Source organism: Microcoleus sp. F4-D5, from assembly GCF_036704885.1.
Taxonomy (GTDB): Bacteria; Cyanobacteriota; Cyanobacteriia; order Cyanobacteriales; family Microcoleaceae; genus Microcoleus.
In genome coordinates this window covers 16,548-39,161 of the sequence record NZ_JAUBSX010000071.1, presented here as the reverse complement: position 1 = coordinate 39,161, position 22,614 = coordinate 16,548, and the positions used below count along the sequence as shown (strand labels likewise).

15 protein-coding genes and 1 pseudogene are annotated in these 22,614 nt (G+C 46.2%); 8 read left to right on the top strand and 8 right to left on the bottom strand.

Annotated features, from left to right (window positions below; genetic code table 11):
- Positions 1-168, bottom strand: a 168-nt coding sequence (locus QUA80_RS25870) for a helix-turn-helix domain-containing protein (protein ID WP_333427860.1), incomplete at its 3' end; no start/stop codon positions are given.
- Between the two features lie 59 nt (positions 169-227).
- Positions 228-481, bottom strand: a pseudogene (locus QUA80_RS25865) (IS1/IS1595 family N-terminal zinc-binding domain-containing protein); the annotation flags it as partial.
- A gap of 204 nt (positions 482-685) precedes the next feature.
- Between QUA80_RS25865 and QUA80_RS25860 the strand changes: the two are divergent.
- Positions 686-1,036: a hypothetical protein gene (locus QUA80_RS25860; RefSeq protein ID WP_333427855.1), complete on the top strand. Its 351-nt coding sequence runs from the start codon at positions 686-688 to the stop codon at positions 1,034-1,036.
- A 326-nt stretch (positions 1,037-1,362) separates the two neighbouring features.
- Here the strand turns inward: QUA80_RS25860 and QUA80_RS25855 are convergent, their stop codons facing one another.
- The 4 genes from QUA80_RS25855 to QUA80_RS25840 all read right to left on the bottom strand — a co-directional run bounded on the left by QUA80_RS25855 (position 1,363) and on the right by QUA80_RS25840 (position 7,151).
- The gene (locus QUA80_RS25855) at positions 1,363-1,716 is read right to left on the bottom strand and encodes a DUF1257 domain-containing protein (protein WP_006635781.1); all 354 of its coding nucleotides are present in this window, start codon (positions 1,714-1,716) and stop codon (positions 1,363-1,365) included.
- Between the two features lie 130 nt (positions 1,717-1,846).
- Positions 1,847-3,367 carry a stress-responsive protein Ycf46 gene (gene ycf46 / locus QUA80_RS25850; protein WP_333427859.1) on the bottom strand — a complete coding sequence of 507 codons (1,521 nt, stop codon included), beginning with the start codon at positions 3,365-3,367 and terminating at the stop codon, positions 1,847-1,849.
- A 107-nt stretch (positions 3,368-3,474) separates the two neighbouring features.
- The gene (locus tag QUA80_RS25845) at positions 3,475-3,825 is read right to left on the bottom strand and encodes a hypothetical protein (RefSeq protein WP_333427854.1); all 351 of its coding nucleotides are present in this window, start codon (positions 3,823-3,825) and stop codon (positions 3,475-3,477) included.
- 1,532 nt (positions 3,826-5,357) lie between these two features.
- Positions 5,358-7,151, bottom strand: a complete 1,794-nt coding sequence (locus QUA80_RS25840) for an efflux RND transporter periplasmic adaptor subunit (RefSeq protein WP_333427853.1) — start codon at positions 7,149-7,151, stop codon at positions 5,358-5,360.
- A gap of 407 nt (positions 7,152-7,558) precedes the next feature.
- Between QUA80_RS25840 and QUA80_RS25835 the strand changes: the two genes are divergently transcribed.
- Entirely contained in the window at positions 7,559-8,692 is a 1,134-nt protein-coding gene (locus QUA80_RS25835; protein WP_333427852.1) for an AI-2E family transporter, read from the top strand.
- Between the two features lie 166 nt (positions 8,693-8,858).
- Complete coding sequence (locus QUA80_RS25830) at positions 8,859-9,929, top strand: ABC transporter permease (protein WP_333427851.1); 1,071 nt, start codon at positions 8,859-8,861, stop codon at positions 9,927-9,929.
- Positions 9,930-10,100: 171 nt separating this feature from the next.
- On the opposite strand, the gene QUA80_RS25825 is transcribed toward QUA80_RS25830, so the two are convergent.
- Positions 10,101-11,681, bottom strand: coding sequence for a nucleoside hydrolase (locus tag QUA80_RS25825; RefSeq protein WP_333427850.1), 1,581 nt, complete (start codon positions 11,679-11,681; stop codon positions 10,101-10,103).
- Between the two features lie 91 nt (positions 11,682-11,772).
- Complete coding sequence (locus QUA80_RS25820; RefSeq protein WP_333427858.1) at positions 11,773-15,180, bottom strand: PAS domain S-box protein; 3,408 nt, start codon at positions 15,178-15,180, stop codon at positions 11,773-11,775.
- A 646-nt stretch (positions 15,181-15,826) separates the two neighbouring features.
- On the opposite strand from QUA80_RS25820, the gene QUA80_RS25815 reads away from it, so the two are divergent.
- From QUA80_RS25815 to QUA80_RS25795, 5 genes are all read left to right on the top strand, one after another.
- Positions 15,827-16,171 (top strand): hypothetical protein, encoded by a 345-nt coding sequence (locus QUA80_RS25815; RefSeq protein WP_333427849.1) that lies wholly within the window; start codon positions 15,827-15,829, stop codon positions 16,169-16,171.
- 222 nt (positions 16,172-16,393) lie between these two features.
- The gene (locus QUA80_RS25810; RefSeq protein ID WP_333427848.1) at positions 16,394-17,419 is read left to right on the top strand and encodes an ABC transporter permease; all 1,026 of its coding nucleotides are present in this window, start codon (positions 16,394-16,396) and stop codon (positions 17,417-17,419) included.
- An 840-nt stretch (positions 17,420-18,259) separates the two neighbouring features.
- Positions 18,260-19,870 (top strand): ribosomal protection-like ABC-F family protein, encoded by a 1,611-nt coding sequence (gene abc-f / locus QUA80_RS25805; protein ID WP_333427847.1) that lies wholly within the window; start codon positions 18,260-18,262, stop codon positions 19,868-19,870.
- Positions 19,871-19,882: 12 nt separating this feature from the next.
- Complete coding sequence (locus QUA80_RS25800) at positions 19,883-20,749, top strand: hypothetical protein (RefSeq protein ID WP_333427846.1); 867 nt, start codon at positions 19,883-19,885, stop codon at positions 20,747-20,749.
- 503 nt (positions 20,750-21,252) lie between these two features.
- Positions 21,253-22,296 (top strand): hypothetical protein, encoded by a 1,044-nt coding sequence (locus QUA80_RS25795; RefSeq protein WP_333427845.1) that lies wholly within the window; start codon positions 21,253-21,255, stop codon positions 22,294-22,296.
- The last annotated feature ends 318 nt before the right edge of the window (positions 22,297-22,614 follow it).

Below are 22,614 nucleotides of genomic sequence, written 5' to 3'. Positions count from 1 at the left end.
TTTGTTGACTGAGCAACCCAAAAAATCAGCAATTTTAGATTGTGTCTTGCCGTCATTGAGCAACAATAAAATTAGAATTCTTTCTCTAATATTTGCTTTTTCTTCCTCTCTTAAGGCTTTTTGTAGTCTCTCTATTTGTTGGGGATTGAGATGGTTTTTAGCTGGAATTTTTGTAGATATTGACTAACCTCGTTTTTTATTATACCCTATTTAAAGGCACAACAGCTTAGCTCTCCAACAAGTTTTACCCATTTGATTATGGTAGTGTGATGCACTCATGCAAACCCTCTCAATAGCTCTAAACCGCATACCCTTTACATACATTTTTAGGCATTCCTGTCTCACATCATCACTACAACCTCTCTGCTCTGCATATTTGTCAAGAAATTGCCGACCGCAATCGACACAAATATGATGAGTGCCTATCTCTCTGGATTCCATTTTTGCGGATATGAGTTGAGCTGCACTCAGGGCATTTCATAAAAATTTACCTTATTATCTATCATGCTCTCATATTGTAATTCAGCAACGCCTGGAATTTTATTCATGACTACAATCACCAAATCCGATTAGCAATGCTGAAGACTCAACCGCCTCAATTTTCTCTATCCTTTACATAAAAGCACTACCCACGCACGCACATAGGCTGAACTAAAAGCTCTGTTTCCTACTATCGAGCGATCGAATGCACTTTATATCCGACACTTGGCTGCAGCGGCTGCTTAACAATTGCGGGATATTTATCCCTGCAAGAGTGAATGAATTTACTTTTGGGCTGCTCAGTCACCTCTACACCCAAGTCCTACAGCGCCGCATTGTCCGGCGGCTGGTAAGCGAACACCATGTTGACATGGTACACGAACCGACACCAGTCTCGGCAACAGTTACTTCGTTGATGTTCGGATTGGGGGCGCTGGTAGTTATCGGGCAGATGAACACGGCGGTTAAATTTCCTCTGACCTTTCGATCGCGCCAAAATCCTACCATGGATATTTTAATCGCAATCGGTTATCAGCTTCTAAAGAAGGCTTCGTGAAGAGACTGACAGATGCGATGCTGAAGCTCGCTCAGTCACCATAATAACCGCAGAGTATGGGTACTGCGGGACTGGAGCGCATCGGCAGTATTTTGACTGGGAACGCAAAGTCGATCGACCAATACTTGAAATTTATCAACAAACGATCGACACTTGCCCGAAGCATTAGGTAGCCGACCATTAAAGCAGCAACTCTCTACGTGAGAGCTGCTGCTTGGGGGTGCTAAAAAATTATGTGGCGCGCTCAAAACCCCACTTTACATCCTAGCTAGCGAAAACGGGTTAACCCGTTGGTTAACCCGCGAGCTTGGAAACGCCCAGAGCGATTAATTTTGCACTACCAGCTTGACGTTGGCGTTTTGCAAACCGCGCTGCTTGACTGCTGCCAAGGTCTTGTTAACGGCGTACTTCTGGTTAATGGAGTTGATTAACTCAGTTTGATTGTGCTTTTTGGCGACGCCCCAGAGGTCGGCAATCAGGTCAAAGGAACCATCGCTATTGCGAGACCAACCCAGGTCGTATTCGCCTTCCAGAATCGCCACGATGTCCGAGCGAACGCGCTGACCGTTATAGCCACGAACATCAGCTTCGGACTTGACTGAAATGCCCAAGTCGCGCAGGGAAGCTTTCAGGATTTCGGCGTCAGTGATTTTGGTACGCAGAGTGCTAAAGTGAGACATTGGATTTCCTCCTAATAAAACTGAGAGAGAAACAACAACGGTCTGGATTTAACGGTGCCGCTGGGCGGCTCTTCAATCGAACTGCTAGCTGTTGCTAGCCTTTGCTCCTGTTTGGACCAGGAGAAAGCTTTTAGAATTCCATTCGCTGGTATTCAGCGACGGAAGACGCAGCGGGCCGTGCGCGCTGTCTAGCCCAATCCCGCAGGGCAGTCACCTGTTCGGTCATGGTTTTAGACAGTGGCAATGTGGATTTAATGGCCGCGATGATATCTAGCTGCGTAAATTCTCGATCTTGAGCGAAGGCTTCGTACATGGCTGCTACTAGCCCTTGCTCAATTTCTGCACCTGAAAATCCGTCGGAAACGTTGGAAAGTTGCTCTAAATCGAAGCGAGAGATGTCCCGACGCCGTTTTGACAGGTGAATCTTAAATATATCTTGGCGTTCTTCCTTGGTAGGCAGGTCAACAAAGAAGAGTTCGTCGAACCGGCCTTTCCTCAAAAACTCACCCGGCAACCGCTCGATTCGGTTGGCTGTTGCCATTACGAAGACTGGGGAAGTCTTTTCTTGCATCCAAGTAAGGAAGGAACCGAAAATCCGACTTGACGTGCCTCCGTCTGAGTCGGCAGAACCAGTTCCTCCTGCAAAGGCTTTGTCTAGTTCGTCGATGAAAAGGATGGCTGGAGAGATGGATTCTGCGGTTTTGAGGGCGTTGCGCAGGTTTGCTTCCGATCGACCCACCATCGAGCCGTCGTAGACCCTGCCCATATCTAGCCTCAGCAGGGGCAGTCCCCATAGGCGGGAGGTAGTTTTGGCAATCAGCGATTTTCCGCATCCCGGTACGCCGAGAATTAACATCCCTTTTGGTTGAGGCAGACCGTATTCTCTCGCTCTCTCTGTAAAGGCGTTGGAACGCTGCCTCAGCCACCGCTTCAGCTCTTCTAAACCGCCGACTGCATCCAGGGTTTCGTCTTCTTCAATGAACTCTAGAATGCCGTTGCGCCGAATTAGTTGCTTTTTCTCCGACAGGACTATGTCTACTTCTTCTTCTGTTAAGCGCCCCATCGAAACTTGCGCTTTGCGATAAACTTTTTCAGCTTCGTCCTTGGTCAATCCCAAGGCTGCTTTTAAAAGTTTTTCTCGTGCTTCTGTGGTAATGCGTCGCGATTTGGTTTGCTCCAACTGGCTAGACAATACTTGGTTTAGTTCCTTCATGTCTGGGAGCGCGAAGTCTAATACCACTACTTCCTTTTCTAGCTCGATCGGAATTTGCTGCAAAGGAGACATCAGTATAATTGTCTTGTGTGTTCCTTTGAAGCTGGCGATCGCATCCCGCAACAACCTGGTTACAGTGGCATCATCTTTAAAAGGATGCAGGTCTTTGAATATATAGATACTTCGATTGTCGTTGGGTTCCCGCTGCCTAATTGCCCATTCAATTGCTGCCTGTGGCGAGAGGGTGCTTTGCTGAGTGTTTGCACGAGGTTGACCGTACTCTACCATGCCTTGGGTGACAGTCCACACGAAGACTCGTCCCTGCGGCTTGGCTTTAGCTATTACAGAAATTGCTTGCTCACACCGCTCTTCCTCGGATGTCACGAGGTAGATCAGAGGATATTGAGCTTGGATTAGAATACTGATCTCTTCTTGCATATTCCTCGACCCACTAGAGACGGTGCTATCTTTGCTGAATCTCAATGCTGCCATTAGCCCTCTTACTGAAATTTTCAGTTCTAGCTTTTTGGGGAAGCAAGGCATTCTTAGCAGGGAACCAATTCTTCCTCTCCCGGTTGGACTGTGCTAGCGCTGACGCCTGACACCTGCTTTACTGGAAGATCCTGCTCAGCCAATACGCTCGGCTGACTTGTGACGGATGCCAGTTCTCCATCTCGCATTACTAATGAACCCGTGCATTCTGGACAGTTGTATACCCGATGAGTTTGTCCGTATGAGGCTTCTACTTCGTCAACCAGTTCGGGATTTCCTAGGTAGAAGACAATTGCCCTTTCTGCAATTGATGACATCGGTTCTGTTTCGACTGCGGCTCGGATTTTGAGCTGGCGATGCAGTTCTGGTGGAAGATACAATGTAACTTTTTGCTTTTCTTGCATATGACAGTGAATTGACTTACCCGGGTATGTATATCAGATTAGTCGATTCATTTTTTGCTGTCAAGCCTCTATGCTGCTTTAACGTCATCTTGTAATGTTTCGTTACAATTAACGTGACTTTGGGGCGGTTGAGCGACAGTATATAGTTTTCTAACAAATACTAATATTTGCTCATATACGCTCTAAGATGAGTGAATGGCATACATACCACTTAGAAAAGCAGTCGAATTTTTGGGCTTGCACGCCAACACATTAACCCTCTTCGGTCACTCTGGGAAGATAAAAATAATACCCAAATTTTTAACTGTAGATATAGCGAGCATTCGAGCGTTTATTTTCTAACAGAATGGCTGAAATCAGGATTTTTGGTAAAAGTCTTATGCTCTAAGCGTTCCTGATTATTTTTTGCCGAAAGTGACAAAACAGGGTTATTGGTGCCAGCTCTCCTATGCCACTTTCGAGCTCATGGATTCAGTTATGACCACAAGGAATGCGTCAGTGAGCGCGGAATTTTCCCTCAATCCATTATTCAATCGTCAATTGCAATCGCGTCTACGAAGCGTTACAAGACTGTAGACCCGATCGGAAAAAACTGATGCTGCTGTATCTGGAGCAATTACAGAAAGAAGCACTCCCAACAGAACATATATTAGTGGCAATCGACCACACTACATGGGTCTGGCCAGATGCCAAAACGTTAAAAGACAGAACCCATGAATATCACAAGGGCGTAACTGTTGGACAGGGGTACAGTACAATTGCCTGGATACCTGAAGCTCATGGAAGTTGGGCATTACCCCTACTCCATGAACGAATTAGTAGTGGGTCTTCACCCATACTTCAAGCAGCTTCCCAACCATGGGTGACAAGTTAAGACTTTATTGCATTTGTCAATCAGTAATATTACTCAAAAAACTGCTTTTTTAGGAGTGGAAAATTCACGATTTGAGAGGGAGTAAATATAAATATTACCGTTTTCGATCATTCATCGCTGCTTGAATCTCTTTTTTGAGGGAAGATGTCTCTTTTTATGCAAGCTTTGCTTTTTTATCTCCGTAATTTCCGATTGTGACAGTTGAGGGTGCGGAATGTGGGTTGATATTGGGTCATCATAAGGGATTAGCTGCTGACCCCGTAAAGTATTTTGCCGCAGAGGAAAATCGAGATTGAGGGATTGTCAAAGCTCAACGAAAACCCAAGGTCAAGTTGATTGTGGCACCCTTTGCAAATGCTGTCTGCTGTGGAGAACCTTTTTTCTTTGAGCTACCTCCGAAAATCCCCTTGACAAGTGGCTTTGAGCCTTAACTTGTCACCAATGACCCCCGATTGTCATAACTAAGAATAAAACAATCGTGGGGACGGGCCGTTTGATCGACCAAGCCGAAATGTTGAAAGACATAATTTAGAATTGGCAACTTGTACTGAGCTGAGTCAAAGTATTAGGAATTGGCGAGCTGCGTTCATCGGCGTTTATCTGCGTTCATCTGCGGTTAAAAAAAGACAAGAATCTAAAAATAACCCATAACCAATAACTATTTACCAACCTTAACCCGATCGCCATCCTTCAAATAACCAGCGCCAGTAACAACCACCCGATCGCCCGCCTTCAAACCGTTTTTAACCTCCACCTTAGCAGCAGTCAAATCGCCTACAGCACCCCCGGAAATTTCCCCAACTTCCACCCGTTGAGCCTGCACCTTGTCCTCGCCGACAAGTTTATAAACAATAGAACTGCCGTCAGCTTGCGGCAAAATAGCTTTAGCGGGGACTTTCAAACCTTGAGTCGTTGCCGTCGCAATTGATGCGCGCAAAAACATTCCCGATCGCAAAAACTCGCTTGCCGGCAAATCAATCTTCACCGTAGCTTGCCGATTTTGCGGGTCAACTACCGGCGAAATCTCTCGCACAGTTCCTGACAACTTAATCCGCTTGTCTGAGTCAGAAGTAATTTGGACCGCTGTTCCGGGCCGCACTTGCGCAACCTGAGTTTCCGGGACTTTCAATTGCAGTTCCAGCTTGTTGCCCCGAATAATCGAAAATAGTTTTTGACTTCCCGAAGAAACATCGCCCACTCGACCAATTCTTTCCGCCACAGTACCGCTATCCGGCGCTCGAACAATTGTTTGTTCTAGTTGAGTTTGTAACTGTTTGACTTGTGCATCATTGCTGCGGACACTTGCTGCGTTATTTCCGACATTTGCTCTGGCACTGCTGACACTCGCTCCGGCCGTATTCACTTTAGCACGAGCGCTGGCTAGGGCCGCTCTAGCCGTACTGATATTAGCTTCAGCAGTAGCTACTCTAGCAAGAGAAGATTGCACTTCTTCCGCTGCTTTATTCTGTTCTTGCAAAGCTGTATTCAAGTCAGCTTTAGCTTTGTTCAAGTCTTGAACAGCAGTCTGCCGTTCCGTCTTTCGCCTTTCCAAATCTTGCTGGCTAATTACTCCCTGAGCGGCCAAATTTTGACTGCGATTTACTTCTCTTTGAGCTTGATCTAATTTAGCCTGGGCGGAGGCAATACCGGCTTTAGCTTGAGTGACACCAGCTTTAGCTTGCTCCACACCGGCCCTAGCCTGGCCGACGCCTGTTTGGGCTTGCGCTGCGTCAGCGATGGCTTTTTCAACGCCAGCTTGAGCTTGAGCGACGCCGGCTCGGGCTTCTTGTTGAGCTGACTCGGCTTGCTGTACCTGAGCTTGGGCTTGTTCTACCGTGGAATTGGCCGATTGTACTCCCGCAAGCGCTTCGGCAATTTGCGACCGCAGCACCGAATCGTCCAAAACCGCCATCGTCTGACCTTTTTCTACCGCATCCCCTTCATTCACCAACACCTGCTTGATTTGCAAACCGTTGGCCTGTGGCAGCACTGGCAGCAAGTCATAGGCTGCCACGGTGCCCGTCGCTTCCAAAGTTTCACCCACCTGGGCAGATTCTACAGGCGCCACTGTCACCGTCGGAGCAATCGCCTGCTGAGTTGCCGATGGAATTGGAACTGCCGGACGCGCGCTCTGCTTGCCTCCAGTCAAGTGTACTGCTAGCAGGGTTGCAGCCACGCCAATGCCTGCGCCCGCCAACAAGGCAGGCCACCTGATTTCTTTGTTGGGCCCAACTTCAGTTGCTTCGGCTTCCCAAATTTCTGATTGTTCCCCCTCGATTTCTGGAACTTCCAGGGCAACTTCTCGTTCATCTTCCTCACCGGAGAATTGCCAGCGAGAGTGGTCTGAGACGCCACTCTCTGGTACCTCCACTGCTGAGTTCTTGTCGCGTCCGCTCTGCACGGAGGGAAGGGGTTGCTTTTCTTCCGCTTCTGAAAAAACTTGATTGGTCACGGTAGTTCCTCTCGCCGCTATTAGGCTGTGGTTTTTTATTGTAAAGAAAGATTGCGCTTTTTATATCTGATTCATTTTAACGAAGAGCCTGAGCAGTTGCGCGTCCTCCTTTTGGGTGAGTGTAGCGCCATTTCACCTTACAATGGCGAATTGAGCCTTTGTACGATCGACATTTAATTCGATCTGGCTCCGGGGCATACTGAAGATTAGGATGATTTTGCAGCGTGGGGTCGATCGCACTCGCATTCTCTGTCCCCGAGCGGTTTTGCCGTCACCAACTCATCAATGCTGAAATAATTAAGTCAGATCTTGAACTGATTATTGTTAATCTATACTCTAATGTGTTTGTCGTAGAACCCGACAAATCGGGTCAGAAAGTTGTACCAGTTTAATTGACAAAAATCACAATGAATAGTGTCTTTTCTCCCGTCCAACAGTTTCTAATTACTTGGCTGCTAATGCTAGTGACGGGATGGTTTACCCTGACTGCTGTTAGTTATGTTGGGGAACTGGTGAGCATTTTAGTAACAGCGGGACTCATTGCATTTTTATTAAATTATGCAGTAGCAAGACTGCAAGTATTTTTGCCCCGGGGAGTAGCTGCGGGACTGGTTTACTTAACTGCGGGTGTGGTGGTAGTCGTAATCGGTTTAACTATTGTGCCGCCGGTGTTCAGCCAAGCGAGGCAGTTAGGAGTGAGGTTCCCGGAATTACTGGAGTCGGCGCGACAGCAGCTAGGTGAATTTCAAGCATGGAGTGCCGAGCGCAATTTGCCGTTTGACGTGCAAATATTGGAGCAGCAGTTATCAGCGAAAGTGCAGGAACAAGTCCAGGCGATCGCCGGTACGGGTTTAGGCTTAGTTGTAGGTACTGTTAACTGGTTTTTGGACTTAATTTTTATTTTGGTAATTTCCTTTTATATGCTCCTAGACGGGAAAAGAGTGTGGCAGGGTTTGACCAGCATTTTTTCCCCAGAAATTCGCTATGTTTTAACAGAGACTTTGGAGAGAAACCTGCAGCGGTTTGTATCGGGACAGTTATTGCTGGGACTATTTATGGCTATCTCGCTGGCTCTGGCTTTTTGGTGGCTGCAAGTTCCGTTTTTTCTGTTGTTTGCGGTATTTATAGGATTGACGGAAATAATTCCGTTTATCGGAGCAACTTTGGGAATTGGGACTGTTAGTATAATTGTAGCGTTTATTGATTGGTGGCTGGCGCTGCAAGTCTTGGTAGTGGCGATCGGTCTCCAGCAAATCAAGGATAATGTAGTAGCTCCCCGAATCATGGGCAATCTCACCGGATTGAGTCCGGTAATTATTTTCACAGCTTTGCTGTTAGGAGGTAGAGTGGGAGGGTTGTTGGGAGTTATCCTGGCAATTCCGCTCACAGGGGTTGTAAAGAGTATAGTAGAAATTGTACTCAATCCCAAACTGCCGCCACAAACAGGCTCGTTTTTTTACAATCCTTTTAGCGGCGAGGAATTGGGGAAAATAGCAGAAAATGAAAGTAAAATAATTTTGGTAGCAGATGAACAAAAATAGTCTAATGTTTGTAGTAATGACTTGATTTCCTAAAATTAGATCTGGAATTGAGTTTTTGCTGATGAACATATTAAGAAAAGACTAAAGTCTTTAGTAAGAACTTTAAGAACTTTAAAAACTTTAGTCCTTACTGCGAACCTCATTAAAATATCAAACCTAAAAAATTATGCAATGGTGGCAAAATCTTAGAAAAAACCCTCTAGCTCGGTTAGGAGCCGTGCTGCTGTTAATTTTTTATACAGTAGCAATTTTCGCCGAATTTGTCGCGCCTTATGACCCCTACGACTCTCAATTAAACGGTTCATTGCTGCCGCCAACTCAGATTTATTTAACCACCCCAGACGGGCGATTTATCGGTCCCCACGTTTATCCGACTACTCAGGGCCCAGTGGATGCGAATACGGGCGATCGCGAGGTCATTGTAGACTGGCAAAAACCGTCGGTTCTAGGTTTGTTTGTCAAAGCTTCTCCCTATAAATTTTTAGGAATTTTGCCTTTTGACAGGCACTTGTTTGGCACTACAGGAGAAGGCAAAATTAATATTTTAGGCACCGACGAACAAGCGCGAGATCAATTCAGCCGCTTAGTACAGGGTAGCCGAATTAGCCTCAGCATCGGTTTAGTAGGAATAGCAATTTCTTTTCCCTTGGGATTGTTGATCGGAGGAATATCCGGTTATTTCGGCAGTTGGATTGACAGTCTTTTAATGCGCTTCGCCGAAGTATTGATGACCATTCCCGGTATTTATTTATTAGTAGCGCTAGCAGCAGTCTTGCCACCAGGATTGACAAGTGTTCAGCGATTTATATTGATTGTACTGATTACTTCATTTATCAGTTGGGCGAGTTTAGCGCGAGTGATTCGCGGCCAGGTACTGTCAATTAAACAGCGAGAATTCGTGCAAGCGGCGCGGGCAATGGGCGCCAATCCAATTTATATTATTGTCCGCCACGTTTTGCCGCAAACTGCTACTTATGTAATTATTTCTGCTACTTTGTCGGTTCCGGGTTTTATTGTGGCGGAGTCGGTTTTGAGTTTAATTGGCTTGGGAATTCAACAGCCAGACCCTTCTTGGGGAAATTTGCTATCCCTGTCTACTAATGCTTCAATTTTAGTGTTGCAGCCTTGGTTGGTTTGGCCTCCGGCGATACTGATTATTTTGACGGTTTTGGCGTTCAATTTATTGGGGGATGGGTTGCGAGATGCTCTCGATCCGAGAAGCATCCAAAGGAATTAAATTGTTTGCAGTAAGAAAAGTCTTTTCTGGTTCTCAGTTAGAGCCTAGGAACCAGTTAAAGTTTTCTCTTCGCATGCGAGGCAGAGTCTCTGGATACAGCGGTTGAAAACCGCATAGGTACAGTAACAACATTGATTCCCAAACAGAGCAAGTCCATGAGCAACAGCAGTTTCAAGCTACGAAAATATCAGCTAAGTTGTTGCTAAAAGTATTAGCTAACTGACCGGACACAACAGCGAGCAAATCGTTTCCTTGGAAGATTTGGACGCCGTTAGAACTATCAGTAAAGGACAAATTATTGGAGTTGTTTGCACTCAATTTGGTTGCGCCAATCAAGAAGCCATTAATGGTGTCGAAGCCATCTCCTGTTGTCAGGGCAACTTTAGCCTTGCCGGAACCCAGCCAAATCACGTCAGAACCAAGGCTGCCGTCGATCGAGTCTTTGCCGCCATTGCCGTAGATAGTGTCGTTGCCACCTCCACCTAAAATCGTATCTGCGATCGGCCCGCCGTAGATCTGGTCATTGCCCAAGCCGCCAATCAGTAAGTCTTTGCCACCGTTACCGTAGATGGTGTCGTTACCTGCAGCACCTAAAATCCGATCGGCTTGTGGGCCCCCGGAGATGATGTCGTCGCCAGCTTCGCCGTCGAGGTTATCATTGCCGCCATTACCGGAAATAGTGTCTTTGCCAGCACCTCCATCCAGGTATTCATTGCTAGCAGTTCCGACAATCATATTACCAGCCGAAGCGTTAGAGCTTTTGAAAAGGTCACCCGAACTAAATCCTAGATTGTTGAAACTGGGATTGAGATATACATTGACGTTGGGAGGCAGGTTGGGAACTGCAAATGTTTGCCCTTGGTTAACGCTTGGTGCGCCATTGGTATTGACATCTAGGTGCAGCGGCGTTGCTTTGGAGAAGGTAGGTTCGCTTAAAGTTAGCGCTGCTACTAAATCCCATGCCGGGTTAGGAATCAGCGGATCGTTGCCTGAAACAACTGTGAGAGCAAAGTCTAATAATTCTGATGCGATCGTACTTTCTGGAGTACCTGTAGCTTTCCATGCGTTGAGATCGGCGCGAGAAAATCCAATTTTGTTAGTGGCATCCAGCGGTGTTAAAAATATTGGTAATCCTTTCGATGCAGCATCAAAGACTTCCTTTGCCGCTTGCGGATCGACCCAGATGTTAAACTCGGAAACAGCGTTTTGTTTCAGAATTGGATCGAGGTGTTCTCTGAGATTGCCGGGAACAAAAACAGCACCTCCCATGATGTGAACGCCTGCTATATTGTCAATAATTGTGGGGTCGCGGCGGAGTGCTTCTGCAATGTTTGTTTGGGAGCCTGTTGCCAAAATTTGGATTGGTTGTGGCGAGGCCTTTACGGTGTCGATAATTAATTGTGCAGCATCCCGCCGATCGACTGTTTCTAGAGGGCGATCGGGTAGAGTAACAAATGGCGACCAAAAATTATCCGTGGCGTCCCGAAATTCTGGCGGAAAAGTGTTATTTCCGGCTAAGGGAGTATCTCTGCCAACCGCAACAGGAATACCCGTCTTGCCTAATCGAGTTAACATTAGCTCGACATTGTTGCCAAATATTTGCGGGCGAGCTAGTCCTTGGGAAATGGCGATCGCCTTGACACTAAATTTCGGATTTTGCAGCATATAGGCTAGGGCCGTCATCCCATCTTGGCTGCCATCATCATCAACTATCAAAGGGACTGGTGTGCTTGAGCTGTCCGATGTCAGCATATTCAGTGTTACTTTTTTTCGGAAACATAATTAGTTTACGTGGTTTTAAGTTGATTGAATTTTTCTTAACATTTATTTATTTTGGGAGCTTTTAATTATTAACAGGTAAGCGGATCGTAAAAGTAGAACCCACACCCTCCTGACTTTTTACTGAAATATTGCCGCCCATCATGAGGCAAAAACGCTGGCTGATGGCTAGTCCCAAACCGGTGCCGCCGTACTTGCGCGTGGTAGAAGCGTCTGCTTGGGTAAAGGGTTGAAAAATTTGCTGCAACTGGTCTGGATTCATCCCAATTCCTGTATCTGTACAATGAAAAACTAAAAATTCTTTACTAGCAATTGAAGATTGAGAATTTTCCGCAGGTTCCGAAGTATTTTCTTGTCTAGATTCACTACTTTCACCTGGGATTTTTTCTCGGCTGGCTGTGAGGGTAATGGTACCGTTTTGAGTGAATTTGGCGGCGTTGCTCAGCAAATTTAATAAAATCTGCTGCACTTTGGTAATGTCCCCGTGCATAGTGCCGATATTGGTAATTCGCTCCAAATTTAGAGTGTTGCCGTTTTTCTCAATTAGCGGTGCGGCGGTAGATGCGACTTCTTCAATCAAGGCGGCGATGTCAAAGGTTTCTAAGTAAAGATCCATGCGACCGGCTTCGATTTTAGAAATGTCGAGAATGTCGTTAATTAGCGATAGCAAGTGTCTGCCAGAAGTGCGGATTTTGTCTAAATCTGGGATGAGTTCATCGTAGCCCAATTCTTCGGTTTCTTCTTGGAGCATTTCGCTGTAGCCGATGATGGCATTTAGAGGAGTTCGCAGTTCGTGGCTCATGTTTGCCAAAAATGCGCTTTTTGCGGTGGAAGCTGCTTCGGCTGCTTCTAGGGCCAGTTGCAAGGCGGATTCAAAGACTTTGCGATCGCTAATATCCTCGACGCTGCCTTCATAGTAGAGTACCTCGCCGTCGGCGTCGCGCACTGCACGCGCGCTTTCGGAAATCCAAATTACGCTGCCGTCAACGCGGTAAACTTCTGACTCAAACCCCGAAACTTCTCCGAATTCTTCCATCACCCGCATAAACTTGTCGCCCTGCTGAGGATTGACGTAAGCTTGCTGCCTGATGTTTGTGAGATTTGATGTCAATTCTTCGGGAGTGGCGTAGCCATAGATGCGGGCTAAAGCTGGATTTACGCTCAAGAAGCGGCCTTCGGGGGTTCTTTGAAAAATGCCTTCGACGGCATTTTCAAAGATGCTGCGGTATTTTTGTTCTGCTTGACGCAGAGCGCTTTGTGTACGATCGCGCTCGCTGGCTTCGATCGCCAATGATACCAAATCTGCCAGGGAAGCAGCAAAATTTTGTTCTTCTAATGTCCAGTTGCGAGTAGTTCCCACTTGTTCGATACAGATGACTCCGACTGTTTGTCCTCCCAGCCGCACCGGCGCATCTAAGGTTGATGTAGTACTCACTTTTGAAAAGTAAGATTCGGCAAATTCTCTGGTTCTAACATCTGAGAGAGCGTCATCGGCTGCGATCGTCCGGTGTTCTTCCAAAGCTTTAAAATAAGCTGGATAGTCTGCTGCTGCGAGTTCGGCACCTGCTTGATGCTGTGGGTTGCTGCGGCTAAATTGGTCGAGACATTGCAGTTTCGATCGGCTTTCATCGTACAACCAAGCTCCAGCTCGTTCTGCATCTAGGGTATGAGCGGCCGCTTCGGTAATTTGCCTCAAAGCTACTTGCAAATCGCCTCGATACAGTGCTTTATTTCTTGCCAATTCTACCAAAACGGTATTTTGTTTCAGCAATTGTTTTTGCCTTTGGCGTCGCGCCGATTCGGCTCGCTTCTGTTCGGTAATATCGCGAGCCACCCAAATTACGGATTCTTCCGAAAGTGGCGAAATGCTTGCTGCAAAACAAACTTCGCGGTCGTTAATGGTTAAATCGTACTCGATGCTGACAGTTTGCTGAGTATCTAAAGCAGCTCGGATGTGGTTGAGAAAATTGTCTGCTGTAGCTTGCGGAAACATCTCCCTGATTGTTTTGCCCATTAATTCTTCGGCTGGTTTGTACAGCAGGGATAGATTGGTGGGCGCGATTTTTAAATAGCGGCCGGTGGCGTCCACAACTATAATTAATTCGCTCATGGCTGCAAACAAAGCCCGCAATTCTGCTTCGGCGGCTTCGAGTTCGGCCGTCCGCTCTGCTACTCGCTGTTCTAAACTAGAGTTGGTTTGTTCTAGGGCAACAAAAGACGATCGCAATTGTCTGGCCATTTGGTTGAAAGACTGAGCTAGGAGACCGAGTTCGTTGACGCCTTGAACTTCGACTTCCCTGTCTAATTCCGAGGATGTGAAGTCGGATGATTCCGACATTTTTGTTAAAGCTTTGGAAGCTTCCAGCAATCGGGTAATCGGTTTGACAACCCAGCGAGAGGTAAAAATTCCGAGGACGATCGCCAGCATGAAGGCAAAAAAGCACAATAAAATAGTTATCCGAGTGTTGGCGTTAATTTGCTCCATAAAGTCTGCTTCTGGGATTGCCACTACAATCAGCCAATCGAGACCGCGGCCGTCTTGCAGGGGAGCAACGGTAATGAATTGACGTTTGCCGTCTATATCGAAGGTAAACTGTCCAGGGTTGTCAATTTGTTCAAAACTGCCAAATCGTTTTTGCAAGTATGTGGACGCCGATCGCATTAGCAAATTTTTGCTCTGTGTCGCCAACAGCCGTTTTTGTCCATCTTTGTCCTTGACAAAGGGCAATTCGTCTGTGGAACTGGCGACTATTTCGCCGCTGCGTTCGATCGCGAAAACTTGTCCCGACGGGCTAATTTTGATGCTTTTGAGAAAATCGCTGATTTGAGAAAGAGTCAGGTCAATTGCCAATACCCCCCGCAGGTTTCCTGTTTCATTGTAAATGGGCATCACCGGCGTAATGCCGAGCACTGGTGGTGCTGCGAAAACGTAGATTGGAGACCAAGTGGCTTTTCCTGACTGTTTGGCAGCTTGATACCAAGGTCTAGTACGGGGGTCATAGGCGGCGGTTTTGATTAGCTCAGTGCGATTTCCTTGGCTGTCTAGGCGATAAATTTGGCGGTTTGGGGCGGTTGATTCGTCTCTGATGTATACTAAGCTTTCTGCTTCTCGCTTGAGCAAGAGGAATTTGCCCTGTTCGTCTCCGTAGTAGATGGTTGTAGTTCGATCGCTCAGCTTGGTCTGGTTCCACAAATAGCGCTCTAAGTTGGGCAAGTCTTCCGGGTCTAAGTTGCCAGAGGCGATCGCAGCAGTATTCATTTGCAGGAATAAATGAGACACATCCCCAAAACTGCGGAAATTTTCTTTCGTCCTCGCTGCAACTTCCAAGCTTAACCTAGTAGCAAGGTCATTGACAGCTTTCTGGCCGTTGCGAAACGACAGCCATCCAGTCACGCCGACTGCTACAGAGATTTGCACCACCAGCGGTATCAACAAAACTAGGCTCAGTGACATCTTGGGCGAGCTTTTCATCAGACAACTGCTCAGATTTTTCAATAACATCAATATTCTGACACCTACCGAGTTTACGTATCGTTTGTCGTTTAAAAGATGCCCTAGATATAAGTTACAAAGTTGTACAGCAAGAGTGAAGTGCGGTGACCGGCCGCTCAAAACTTGGCTGAGGTTTCCACCGCTACTGTAAAAACTTGTAATATTAATGATGGCACTACTTGCCTGAATGTGGCGATCGCTCTGCAGACTCGCGGTCAAAAAGTCACACTCCGTAAAAAAAAGCAACTTTAGGCCCGTGCTCCACAGCGCGATCGTCATCAGTCATTCCCAATAATTCAATTCTTTAATCTCAAATAAATTTTTCATCTCAAATGGGATCGCTTTCTCCGGGTGCGGAGTACCTCCCTTACGCCTGCTTAATAAAAACCTGATTTAAAAATTTTTACCTCGGTAAAATAAATGTAAATTATTTGACAATCGGGTGTTAAAAAATTTGCTATTAATAAGATAAGCGGCCAAAATCCCGTAGCTTAGCGGAGCGTAAGCCATCGACTACAAAGAGGATAATTGAAGCATCTGCATCGATCGAGGGCAGCAAAGTAAAGCGTTTTTGGCTTTTTTGGACGCTCGATATTTTGGCAAAATAATACTTCTGGAGGATGACATGAACTATACATTTGAAATCCTGGGCGTATCGCCAACTTTAACTTTTTTTAACCAGCAGCAGGAATTGCTCCAACAACAGCAGCAGTCAGGTGTAGAATACTTGGGAAACTGGAAGTGCACTCTCGATGCGTTTGTGGCATCCGTAGAGACAGTTTCTCCTAACCACGGCTGGGATGTCGATCGAGTTGTAAACACAGTGATTAATTTCTGGATGAACAACTCCGATAGCATCCAGTATTGGAGGTACAGGCTGGAGGATGCCGGCAGCGAAAACTTGTTAGTAGCGAGAGTAAGCGATATCAAGTCTTTGCAAGCTGCATTTGAATCGCTGCTGGGCGCATAGGAAAATCGCCAATTGCGAAAAAGTCGATCGACTTTTTCGCTAAAACTGAGATATTGCACCATTCTCAATCATCCTTTCAGGGCGGCGTCGGAGCAACGGTTCACAATAAAATTTATCTGTGGTGGAACAGCCATCTTTCCTGTTCTTGAGAATGGTGCAAGATGTAAGTAAAATCCACTCTACTGTCTATTTTCAATTTCCAATTCCCCATTCCCAAATATTATGTCTCGTTCCAAAGCCCTGCAATCTTATATTTTTCTCCGCTTGCTACTCGCACCGCTAATGTTGTGGACAATCACCACAGCAGTATTTTTGCTGCTGCGGGCCACTCCGGGCGACCCCATAGATGCCATTCTCGGGTCACGAGCTCCCGCAGCGGCCAAAGAAGCAATGCGAACTCAACTCGGCCTCGACGCACCCCTGTGGGAGCAATATTTCAAATACATGAAAGACTTGTTGAGCTTCAACTTGGGAACCTCAATCACCACTCGCGGACAAACCGTGTGGCAAATTATCGGAGACTATTTCCCCGCTACAGTGGAATTAGCAGTTTGTAGCATGGCAGTAGCTTTAATTGTCGGCATCAGTATCGGTTCCCTGGCAGCATCCCGCCCCAACACTATTTTCGATGCTGCAGGCCGTTTGTTTGGCATTATCACTTACTCGCTGCCCGCTTTTTGGGCCGGCATGGTTTTGCAGTTGATTTTCGCAGTGCAGTTGGGATGGTTTCCCTTGGGAACTCGCTTTCCTGTCACATTCCCCGCCCCCGAAGGCTACACGGGACTATACACTATTGACAGTCTCCTGAGCGCTAACCCCGGTCAGTTTCTCACATCTTTGCATTATTTGGCACTTCCGAGTTTGACGTTGGGAATTCTTTTGAGCGGCATTTTCGAGCGCATTGTCAGAGTGAATCTCAAGCAAACTTTGCAAGCAGATTATGTCGAAGCAGCTAGAGCCAGAGGCATTCCCGAATTCCAGATTTTATGGGCTCACGCTCTGAAAAATGCGCTAATTCCGGTGATTACTGTCTTAGGATTGACTTTTGCTGCACTTTTGGGCGGTGCTATTTTAACAGAGGTTACTTTTTCTTGGCCGGGGTTGGCAAATCGCCTTTACGAAGCGATTAGCTTGCGAGATTATCCAACTGTTCAAGGTATTGTGGTGTTTTTTGCAGCAATTGTCGTAATTGCCAGCATTGTAATTGATATTTTGAATGCTTACGTTGACCCGCGAATTCGGTATTAAAGGAAGTTAGTTGTTAGATGATGTCCGGTTAATTACCCTTTTTCTTACGGGTAATTGACCGGAAATATAGCCTTTTTCATATAGATGAGGTACAAGTTTAGATTTTAGATTTTAGATTTTAGATTGGGGGATTGAGGAATTGTTAATTAATTAGTAAATACCTCATCTTTCTGAATGAGAAGCGCTATACAGCATATCGGACTCTTCGTTACTTACTGTGCCAAACTATTGGTTTAAATAGTTGAAAATCAGTTGAAAATCAACCTATATCTGAATTTAATAAAAAACGGCTAAAACAAGACTATAAATCTTTGCTCTATAAGAATTTGTGCCATTATTTTTAGATTAATTAGCACAGTAAGTAAGGAAGAGCCAGTATGGTGTACAGTGCGCGCCTTACCACTACAGATGGTGTCAAAATAGATTCCTTGCGTCCAAGACTGTATCCGTTGTACCTCAGATCTTGCACTATTCTCGCTTCACAGGCTTTCCGACCTGTTCCACAAAAGATAAATTTTCTCGCTTCACAGGCATCTTACCTTTTCATAAAAGGCTTATTGAAAATGGTGCAACATCTCAGTTGTACCGCAGAATTGAAAACATCTGTGGGTTGACAACGCAAAACTCGTGTAATATACTGTAACTCATTGTAGTTTATCAATTCTTACTGCCATGAAGCTAACTGCTGGTTGCTAACCCATCCCGATCGATTTCCAACGCTCTGTGCTTTAAAAACTACGAAAGCCAAAGATTTGAATTGGTTAGCGACCTCTCGATCGCAGTGCGATCGAGCGTCCAGCACTACGAGGACGGCTCAGCAAACCAAGATGGAGCAGAAATATGCAAAAGAAAGCAATTCTCAACGCAGCTAATTTGACCTGCGAAGTCGCACCCACACGGACTTTGTTCGCAGATATCACTGTTGCGATTCATGAAGGCTCGCGCATTGGCTTAGTCGGTCGCAACGGCAGCGGTAAATCGACCTTGCTCAAGCTACTTGCCGGACAACTAATCCCGCAGATTGGCACAGTCGCGAGGACAGGTAGTGTTTATTATCTGCCTCAAGTCAGTACCCTGAATCTGTCTGCATCGAATGAATTGGTACTGGACTGGATCGCTTTTCATTCGGATGAATGGTGGACGGTGACGACGTTGCTAGAGGAAAAGTTTGCCTCGGAAGTCTCGCTATCTCAGCGTCTGAGCACAGTTAGCGGCGGAGAACTGACGAAACTGTGGTTGGCGATCGCTCTATCGAAGCAGCCTGATATTCTGTTGTTAGATGAGCCAACAAATCATTTAGACCTGTTAACCCTAGAACAGTTGCAGATAGCACTTCAAGAATTTTCTGGTGCTTTCGTTATTGTCTCGCACAAGCCGTTTTTTCTCGATCGCACCGTCGATACGATTTGGGAATTAACGCCAGCGGAGTTAAAGGTTTACGGTGGCAACTACTCCTTCTATCGATCGCAAAAAGAAATCGAACATCAAGCAGCAGTACGCGCCCACGAAGTAGCGCGAAAAGAACTAAAGCGAGCGAAAACATCAGCAGCTCACGAAGAACAACGAGCCGCCCAATCTCGCCAACAAGGTCGCAAACGTGCCGACAGCATTCCGAGAATTCTCGCTGGTGCGTGGAAGCAACAAGCTGAAGTAATGGCAGGAAGTGCTAAGAAAAAACACGAACTAGCCGTAGAACAAGCAACTAATAAAGTTACCGAAACCAAAATCAGAACGACGAAAACAACCCGAGTTAAATTAGAACAATGCAGTCACCAACACAAAAATTTAATTGATATCCAAGGTGCTGATTTGAGATTAGGCGAGCGCCGATTAATCAAAAACATTCAGCTTCATGTATCGTCAGATTCGCGCATTGCTCTTGCTGGAAAGAACGGCTCAGGAAAATCCAGTTTAGCTCAAGCCATTCTAGGAATGGAGAGAACTCCAGCAATTTTAGAATCTGGTGAAATTGCCATAAAATCTGCCATAAAAGGGGTATATCTCGATCAAAGCTATGAAATGGTCGATCGCTCTCGGACAGTCCTAGAAAATATGCAAATGGCAAACCCAAACTTAGACTATGAATTGCTGCGACAGCAATTAGGAAATTTTCTATTTTTTAACGATGAGGTGAACAAGCCTGCATCTGCTTTAAGCGGCGGTGAGTTAGCGAGATTAGGGCTGGCTGCGATCGGCATTTCTCAAATTGATTGGCTCATTTTAGATGAACCAACAAATAATTTGGATTTGGAAACAGTGAATCAGATTGTTGATGGAGTCAATGAGTTTCAGAGCGCCCTCTGGGTCATTTCCCACGACCTCGACTTTCTCAGCCGCATTGGAATCACACAAGCCTACCAACTCCACAACGGCCAACTTCAGCCGCTGATCCATCAACCGCATGAGTTGGAACCTTATCATCAGGAATTACTTGAGATGCAAATGTCTTAATTCTGAAGCTCAGTGGCCCAACCTACATCACCAGGAGTAGCAAAAGCTCCTATTTTGGGAAGAAGACAATTTCTAGTTTCTGGGCAATACTGGATCAAACACAGTTCAACATTTGAGGAAACGCTGATGAGAATATTGCGAACAATCGCCGCTCTATCGGCTGCCTTGACCCCACTGATGGCTGAAGCTGCCTTTAGCCGTCCCATGCCGGGAACAGCCGATTTTCCCAGAGCCTCAAACCCCCAAGTAAATGTGCCTGTTTGTTTCATCGAAACTCCAGGCGGCACAACTTTTGATTTAGTCAGCTTGTGCGGCAGCAATGCTGCTCCCCAAAACACTGCTCCGGTTGCGGGCAACCCCGCCAATGCTCCTGCAAATAACCCCAATGGGGCCGCTCCGCCTGCTGCGCCGAACCCTAACACCGTCACCAGAGATGCTGTCGGCACCCCGATAACTACTCCAACAGGCACGGCAAATCCCAACAATCAAAATAATCAGAATCCGGGAACTTCGCCCGCAGGTACTCCCAACAATGCCAATCCGGGAACTTCGCCCGCAGGTACTCCCAATAATGCCAATCCGGGAACTTCGCCAACCACCAATCCCAATAATCTCAATCCGGGAAGTTCGCCCTATATCACTCCCAATAATCCCAATCCGGGAAATTCGCCGAATACCAATCAGAATAATCTCAATCCGGGAAGTTCGCCGAGTACCAGTCCCAATAATAGTGCGTCTCCCACGGGTGGAACTGCTGGCGACAGCAACGGCGGTTTAGTGCCCAATCCCAATATCAATCTTCCGAGAGTGCCGCCGAGTTCCTTTAGCCCCGGAGGTGTGGCACCGACTAGAGATGCGATTGATGGCCCCCGCCAGTAATAGGCGAAGTGTCAGAACTTTTACAGAAACCGGGTTTCTCTGAAACCGTCTCTTTTTTAGGGATATTTCACCCGCGAGAAAGCCGGAATATTTATTTGCCTGCGTAATATTGATGTCAGGTGCGATGGCATATTTTGTAGCACAGTAGCGAAATAAAAGTTAAGCTAAGAACTTGTAGACGCTATTAGCCAAGCACTCTTTCAAAACTGGACAACCAGGTAGAAGCAGTCATAGATAGCTAGCTTTAATCCGTAATAGGATTAGTTATCAGCACAGGTTAAAATTATTACCAGGCGGGCGATCGCTAACTCCAAGTTCTCAAGCTAAACCATTCAACAGGCATATTTTTGTTAAGACAGTGTGGTTTGGAAAGTACCGGATGATAACATTAGCAAGAAAAAATTAACCCGATTATTCGGAGGCTCTTCACGAGCAAAATATTTGTTTTAATAAATTAGAACAAAATTGCTCTAGACCCGATCGCACTTGAGGAGGACATAAGAGTGTCAAACTTAGTTCAACGCTTAGAAATAACCGCTCATCCGCAACTAGAAAAATCCCTCGGCTATCGAGGAGATAGTCGCTGGGTAGCTTGGCGCTGGGAACCCGACATCGACCAACTTATATCCAGCGACGGCAAAACAGTCGGAACTGGCAATAATATGGCTTGGCTGGTGTTTTTGCAGCACGATTTAGTCGATCCAGCGGTACAAGGGTACAACCTCGGCAAGGGCGATCGCTACTGGCTGCTTTTAGACAGGGAAACTAGAAATCTCTATGCCGGCGAAGGGAAAACAGTTCAAAGTCTGCTCGAACAGCCGGAAAGTTTAGCTTTATTGGCCTGTCTCGATGGCGGCAATGCCGATCGACAAACTGCTGAAGCTTGGCAGCAAACCTTATCTCAAATAACAGCAAAACCAGTTGTCAGCCACCTGACAAATGCCCTTCCTTTCGGTATCGCGGCTGCTTGGATAGTTGCTTTAGGCATCGGAACCGGATTGTGGGTAGTGCCGGCAGTGCAGCAGAAACTAGACGAAAAAACAGCTTTTACTTCCCCAATTAGTTCTGTCGCCAACTGCGGGCTTGGCGGTTCCGACGATTTTTCAGCTTATATCGGTTCGTCAAGCGGAAATAAAGAACTTCATTTAATAGGCGTTTACGAAGCCAATGCGGATCACAAGAACCGAGATTTATCACAAAGTGCGATCGAAATCAAACTAGAACGCCGAAACAAGCCAATAATTCTCGCACTTTCAGCTTATGAACCGGTGCAATGGAACATTACCGCAGAACCGGGAGCCGTCATCGAAAAAATCATTGTTAACGGATACCACAACCAAACTGTTTCAGGAGTTTGGGGAATTCCAATTGAAGAACACAGCTACGAAGAAACCGGAAACTATATAGGCGACTTTATCTACAAGTGGGGTGCTACCGCTGAAAGTACCAATACTTCTTCCCTCGTGACTAAATTGGAAGAGATAAACCGCACCAGTTTAACTTCTTTTCAAGGATGTTACCGAGGTAAGAATTTTGCGATTAAGTAAGAATTATTGGTGGTTTTGGGGTGGGGAAACGGCATTGCCGTCTCCTCAATAGCGGTGTTGTCGATGGTTATATTAAGAGAGTGATTTCATCATCCCATCCGGTTGATTTTACCCATTAGCGGGAATCAGGAAACGGCAGTGCCGTTTCCTACTACAATTAATCTGGCTGTGGTTGTATCCTCCCTAGGGCGATTATTTTGGGGTAGGAAAATGGCACTGCCGTTTCCTCCTTTGCCTGCTAATTCTGTTTTTCACCAATCCGTCGTTCTTAATTAAATGGCGTACATTTTAAACAGTTATTTGACAAGCTTATGTCAT